Genomic DNA, 6,792 nt, shown 5'->3' with positions numbered 1-6,792 from the left:
TTCTCAGCATCCGGATCAGTAGGCAGGAAGCACAAAGGCACGTCATCCCTATAAAACGAATGCAGACCGGAAAAATTAGCGAATGAGAACAACTGTCAGGCGGGCGGCGGAGCGGGGATTTTCAGATTTGCACAAAACCCTGTGGGAGCGAGCCTGCTCGCGAAAGCAGTGTGTCAGGCGCCATTTATATTGGCTGACACGACCCCTTCGCGAGCAGGCTCGCTCCCACAGGTTTTCGCGGTGTTCAGGCGGTTGCGGCCATGGCGTGGCGGCGATGGTGCACGTCAAGTTGATCCTTGATCACCTTCAATACCTTCGCTTCATGCTCATGAATAAAGAAGTGCCCGCCCGCAAGCATGTCCACCGAGAAACTGCCGCGGGTTTCCTTGCTCCAGCCGATCAATTGCTCGGTGGTGGCGCGGTCAGCCTTGCCGCCGAGCACATGCACCGGGCAGTTGAGCAACGGTCGCGCCAGCGGCTCGAACTTGCCGCACAGTTGAAAATCCGCGCGCAGGATCGGCAAGGTCAGACTCATCAGCTCTTCGTTGGCCAGCACTTCCTCACTGGTGCCATTGAGCGTGCGCAGTTGTTCGATCAGCTCGGCGTCGGTCTTGGGTTCGGCAAAGCCGCGATCGTAATCGGCGCGCATCGTCGGTGCCGCAGTGCCGGAAGCGAACATCGCCACTGGCTCCGGACAACCCAGCGCGCGCAGGGCGTGGGCCATTTCGCAGGCCAGCAACGCGCCAAGGCTGTGGCCGAACAGTGCATAAGGGACTTTGAGTGTCGGACGCAGCTCCTTGGCCAGTTGCATCGCCAATGCACGCATGTCGGTATGCAGCGGCTCGCCAAAACGCGCGCCACGTCCAGGCAGCTCAACCGGTTGCAACTGCAACCACTGCGGCAGTTTTGGCCGCCAGCGGCTGTAGACCATGGCACTGGCGCCGGAATACGGCAGGCACAGCAGGGTCAGCTTGGTCACCACGCTTTCCTCGAAAAATTCATCTGTAGAGAGAGACGGATCCCGCACCGGGCAAATTAGTCATCGGCCAGTAAATTCCCCTGCCAGGTGCTCGTTAACTGTTCAGGCCAAAACCAATAACGAGGGATCACCGTGGACCTGCAGAGCATCCTGGGCAAACTGTTCGCCAATGCCGGCGCTGTCGGCATCGAAGGCGTGTTTCAATTCGTGTTCGGTCCGCAGCAGGCCTACTGGTCCGAGGTCAAGGCCAGCAGCCGCACCGAACCCGGTCGCCACGCCAGTCCCGACGTGACCATTGAAGTCGCCGAGCGCGATTTCCTCGGGATCATGAGCGGCATGGCCAACGTCGAAGAGCTGTTCGCCAGCGGACGCCTGAAAATCGGCGGCAACATGGGCCTGGCAACGATGCTGCCGCAGATCATCGAGCATGCGATGCACGGCCGCGCCGTGGCGGAAAAGGTCGACATGAACAAGCGCTACCCGACCCCGCCGCGCTTCAGTGAAAAACTCACTGCCAGCCTGCCGACCCAAAGCAGCGTCGAACGCCTTGCCCGCAGTGATCTGTCGGTCGCCGAATTCAAAAGCCGCTATCTGCCCAACGGCATTCCGGTGGTGATCAGCAATGCGCTGCACGACTGGCCACTGTTCAAACTCAGCCGAGAAGAATCGCTGGTGCATTTCGCCGAGCTGCAAGGCATCACCCGCCACGGCGACTACGTGAAGAAAACCTTCTCCACCGAACGTGATTTTCGCTCCACGTCGATGGCCGACTTCATCGCCTCGCTGGACAAACCGGCGGTCAAGGGCGCCAACGGCGAGCCGCCGGCGTACATGGGCAACAACATCCTGCCTGCGCAGCTGATGCAGCAAATCAAGTACCCGCCCTACTTCGATACGTCGCTGTTCATCCCGCCACGCATCTGGATCGGCCCCAAAGGCACGCTCACGCCGTTGCACCGCGATGACACCGACAATCTGTTCGCACAGGTATGGGGGCAGAAGACATTCACCCTCGCCGCACCGCATCATCGTGAAGCCTTGGGCACCTGGTCGACGGCGCCCAAGGGCGGTCTGGACGGCTGTGATTTCAACCCCGATGCGCCGGACTACGAGCGTTTTCCCGCTGCCCGCGACGTGACATTCCTGCGGGTAACGCTGGAGGCTGGGGATTTGCTGTTTTTGCCGGAGGGCTGGTTCCATCAGGTGGAATCGGTGTCGACTTCACTGTCAGTGAATTTCTGGGTCAACTCGGGACGGGGTTGGTAACCCCTAAACTCCTGTGGGAGCGAGCTTGCTCGCGAAAGCGGTCTTTCATTCAAAATTGATGTCGACTGATCTGACGCATTCGCGAGCAAGCTCGCTCCCACAATGGAAATTTCATTTCAGATGGCGGTAACTCTGTATTGCCGAACCCAGCACCACCGCCCCCGCCGCAATCGCCAGCCAGAAACCGCTGCGTGCGCCGAAAGCATCCACCAGCCAACCGGAGCCGGCGGCCCCTACGGCAACGCCAATACTCAAACCGGTCACGAGCCAGGTCAGGCCCTCGGTCAACTTGGCCGCTGGCACGATACGTTCAATCAATGCCATCGCGACAATCAGCGTCGGCGAGAAGAACAGCCCGGCAACGAATACCGCCAGCGACAAGCCAAAAATATTGCTCGCCAGCAACAGCGGCAACGTCGTCACCGCCGTCGCCACCCCGCCGTACAGGAACAACTGCGGCAATGGCAGTTTCGAACGCATCGCCCCGAAAGCAATGCCGGCCAGACACGAACCGATGGCATACACCGACAGCACGATACTGGCGGCCGCCGGCTGACCTTGTTGTTGGGCAAACGCGACGCTGACCACATCGATCACACCGACGATAACGCCCATGGCAATCATCAGCGCCAGCAGTAATTGAACGTCAGTCGAACCAATGATCGAGGCGTGATGTTCGCTCGCATGCGGGTGCACCGGTGGCTCGGTGCTGCGCTGGGCGACAAACGCCGTCACGCCAATCGCCAGAGCCAGCAAAGCCGCCAGCGGGCCGGCCTCGGGAAACACCGCCACGCACAAGCCCACCGACAGCGGCGGGCCGACGATAAAGCAGACCTCATCAAGTACCGACTCCAACGCATACGCGGTCTGCAATTGCGGCTGGCCGCGATAGATCTCGGTCCAGCGCGCACGCACCATTGCCGACATGCTCGGCATGCACCCGGCCAGCGCGGCGAAGATGAACAGCGTCCAGTTTGGCGCCTGCAACCGCGTGCACAGCAGCAACATCAGCAGCGCGCCACCGCCGATCAGCGCCGAGACCGGGAGAATTTTCCCCTGCCCGAAGCGGTCCACGAGCCGTGAAACCTGCGGCGCGCAAAACGCCGTGGCCAAGGCAAACGTCGCCGCCACTGCACCGGCCAATGCATAACCACCCTTGAGTTGCGAAAGCATGGTGATCACGCCGATACCGGTCATCGAAATCGGCATGCGCGCAATCATCCCGGCCAGCACGAAATTGCGTGCGCCGGGGGCGTTGAATAATTCGCGGTAAGGGTTTGCCATCGGTTGCAGCCTCATCAAGGGCCGCCAACTTGCCATAGCGCCGGATGCCGGGGAAGTGCGCAATTGTTGGTGGAATGTGAAGGCCCCTTCGCGAGCAGGCTCGCTCCCACAGGATTTGTGTACGCCGCAGAACTACTGTGGGAGCGAGCTTGCTCGTGAAGGGGCAAACGCAATCACCGCATCCCCCGAATGAACTCTCAGCGCCAGCCACCAGTCAGCTAAGTAGGCCCTCACTCAAGGCGCGCCACCGCATGCAAATCTCCCTCACCGGACAAGTTGCCCTGATCACCGGCGCCAGCTCCGGCATCGGCCACGCGGCCGCCAAAGCCCTCGCCGCAGCCGGCGCGGCGGTGGTCATCAACTGCAACCGCCAGGCAGAACCGGCCGAAGCACTGGCCCGGCAGATCATTGCCGACGGCGGCCAGGCGATAGCCATCGGCGCCGACGTCTCGAAGGAAGACGACGTTGAACGACTGTTCGCCGAAACCCTTGACGCCTTCGGCTCACTGGACATTCTGATCGCCAATTCCGGGATGCAAAAAGACGCTGCCGCCGTGGACATGAGCCTCGACGACTGGAACGCGGTGATCGGCGTCAACCTCACCGGGCAATTCCTCTGCGCCCGTGCTGCCCTGCGGATTTTCAACCGACAGGGCGTTCGTGAAGGCGTGTCGCGCGCGGCCGGCAAGATCATCCACATGAGCTCGGTGCACCAGCGCATTCCCTGGGCCGGGCACGTCAATTACGCCGCGTCCAAGGGCGGCGTCGATCAATTGATGCAGACCCTTGCCCAGGAAGTCAGTCATCAACGCATTCGCATCAACAGCATCGCGCCCGGAGCGATTCGTACGGCGATCAATCAAGACGCCACCGAAGGCGCTGCCGGCGAAAAGCTGCTGGAGCTGATTCCTTACGGCCGTATCGGCGATGTCGAAGACGTCGCCAACGCGGTGGTCTTTCTCGCCTCGGATGCCTCCGATTACATCGTTGGCACCACCCTGTTCATCGACGGCGGCATGAGCCTCTATCCGGAGTTTCGCGGCAATGGCTGAGCATCACCTGGAACGACAAAGCCCGATCGACGCCCACGGCATCATCGGCGATATGCGCAGTGCGGCACTGGTCAATGATCGCGGCAGTGTGGATTTTTTCTGCTGGCCAGAGTTCGACAGCCCATCGATTTTCTGTTCGTTGCTGGACACCCCCGACGCGGGGATTTTCCAGTTGGCACCAGACTTGCCCGATGCGCGCCGTGAGCAGATCTACCTGCCCGACACCAACGTCCTGCAAACCCGCTGGCTGAGTGAGCGCGCGGTGGTGGAAGTGACCGATCTGCTGCCTATCGGCGACAGTGACGATGCGCTACCGCTGCTGATGCGCAGGGTTCGCGTAGTGAGCGGCTCGGCGACTTTCACGATGCGCTGCGCCGTGCGCCACGATTACGCCCGAGCCGACACCCGAGCACAGATGGAACAACAAGACGTGACGTTCAGCGCTGCTGGCCAACCGTCTCTGCGCCTGGCGTCGGACCAGCCGATGCAGATCGACGCGCAAGCGGCGCTGGCACAATTCACGCTCAAGCAAGATGAAACGGCGGCGTTCATGCTTGGTGCGAGCGATGATCCACGATTCGCCGAAGGCGCCGGACACTTGTGCATGGAACGCACCCTGAAGTTCTGGCGCGACTGGATCGGTCAGTCGATTTACCGTGGACGCTGGCGCGAAATGGTCAACCGTTCGGCACTGGCGCTCAAGCTGCTGACCTCGCGCCAACACGGCGCGATTCTCGCCGCCGCCACGTTCGGTCTGCCGGAAACGCCCGGCGGCGAACGCAACTGGGATTACCGCTACACGTGGATCCGCGACGCCTCGTTTACGGTGTACGCGTTCATGCGCCTGGGCTTTGTCGGCGAAGCCAACGCCTACATGGGCTGGTTGCGCGGGCGGGTCAGCGATTGCTGCGGCAAGCCGATGAAGCTGAACATTCTCTACGCCATCGATGGCCGTCAGGAATTACCGGAAACCGAACTTGATCACCTTTCGGGGCACGGCGGCGCAAAACCGGTGCGCATCGGCAATGGCGCGTATGACCAGATCCAGCTCGACATCTTCGGTGAGCTGATGGACGCGGTGTATCTGGTCAACAAATACGGCGATGCGATTTCCCACGAAGGCTGGAAACACGTGCGCGAAGTGGTCGATCAAGTCTGTGAGACCTGGCAGACCAAAGACGTTGGCATTTGGGAGATGCGCGGTGAGCAGCACCACTTTCTGCACTCGCGTTTGATGTGCTGGGTAGCGCTGGACCGGGCTATTCGTTTGGCCTCGAAACGCTCGCTGCCGGCACCGTTTGCGCAATGGGATCAGACCCGGCAGGCGATCTACGTGGATATCTGGGACAACTTCTGGGATGAAGAGCGCGGGCATTTCGTTCAGTACAAGGGTGGCACCGCGCTGGACGGCTCGATGTTGCTGATGCCGTTGGTGCGCTTTGTCAGCGCCAAGGATCCACGTTGGCTGTCGACGCTTGAGGCGATTGAAAAGCATCTGGTGCGTGATGGCATGGTTTACCGCTATCGCAATGACGACAACAATATCGATGGTCTGGCCGGCACCGAAGGCGCGTTTGCCGCGTGCTCGTTCTGGTACGTCGAATGCCTGGCTCGCGCCGGGCAAGTGGAAAAAGCCCACTTGGAGTTTGAACAACTGCTGCGTTACGCCAATCCGCTGGGGTTGTATGCCGAAGAGTTCGACGCCCATGGCCGGCACTTGGGCAATACCCCACAGGCCTTGACGCATCTGGCACTGATCAGTGCGGCAAGTTTTCTCGACCGTAAGTTGAGTGGGGAAAAGAGTTACTGGCAGCCGTAATTGTCGCCAAAGTCTGTAGGAAATAGTCCGCGTCAACGGCCAATTGTAGGACTGACACCTACGCAAAAGCAGGCTGACTCTCACACCCTGTGGCGAAGGAGCTTGCTCCCGCCGGGAGCGCGAAGCGCCCCTGAAACCAGCCTCCCCGCTCTTCAGAAGCACCGCAGCGACTGGCTTTGCGTCTGCTGCGCAGCCGAGCGGGAGCAAGCTCCCTCACCACTGCTTTCAACTGCCGTAAGACTACAAATGGTCAACATCCCCTGAGCCGTGCCTGCCCTGCAACTCGCAGTCACACCCGGAAATACCCTGTTGCCAGCTGTTACATCCACCCCTACCATCCACCGCAACGGGCACAGCGGAGCTGTCCAATAAAACCCGAATTCAAGGAACCA

5 protein-coding genes are annotated in these 6,792 nt (G+C 60.7%); 3 read left to right on the top strand and 2 right to left on the bottom strand.

What is annotated here, in order from left to right:
* Positions 1-244: 244 nt before the first annotated feature.
* A complete protein-coding gene (locus ACZZ0G_RS21820) occupies positions 245-982 on the bottom strand; it encodes a thioesterase II family protein (protein WP_463557478.1) in 738 nt (245 codons plus the stop codon).
* A 129-nt stretch (positions 983-1,111) separates the two neighbouring features.
* Between ACZZ0G_RS21820 and ACZZ0G_RS21815 the strand changes: the two genes are divergently transcribed.
* Positions 1,112-2,245, top strand: a complete 1,134-nt coding sequence (locus ACZZ0G_RS21815; protein ID WP_463557477.1) for a cupin-like domain-containing protein — start codon at positions 1,112-1,114, stop codon at positions 2,243-2,245.
* Between the two features lie 111 nt (positions 2,246-2,356).
* On the opposite strand, the gene ACZZ0G_RS21810 is transcribed toward ACZZ0G_RS21815, so the two are convergent.
* Positions 2,357-3,529, bottom strand: coding sequence for an MFS transporter (locus ACZZ0G_RS21810; RefSeq protein WP_463557476.1), 1,173 nt, complete (start codon positions 3,527-3,529; stop codon positions 2,357-2,359).
* Positions 3,530-3,780: 251 nt separating this feature from the next.
* Here ACZZ0G_RS21810 and ACZZ0G_RS21805 point away from each other — a divergent pair, with 251 nt between their 5' ends.
* Entirely contained in the window at positions 3,781-4,581 is an 801-nt protein-coding gene (locus ACZZ0G_RS21805) for a glucose 1-dehydrogenase (RefSeq protein ID WP_463557475.1), read from the top strand.
* Positions 4,574-6,400, top strand: coding sequence for a glycoside hydrolase family 15 protein (locus ACZZ0G_RS21800; RefSeq protein WP_463557474.1), 1,827 nt, complete (start codon positions 4,574-4,576; stop codon positions 6,398-6,400). Before ACZZ0G_RS21805 ends, ACZZ0G_RS21800 begins: the two co-directional genes overlap by 8 nt.
* Positions 6,401-6,792: the final 392 nt, after the last annotated feature.

This window comes from Pseudomonas sp. AC169 (genome assembly GCF_979258515.1).
This window is presented reverse-complemented; position numbering and strand designations above follow the sequence as displayed.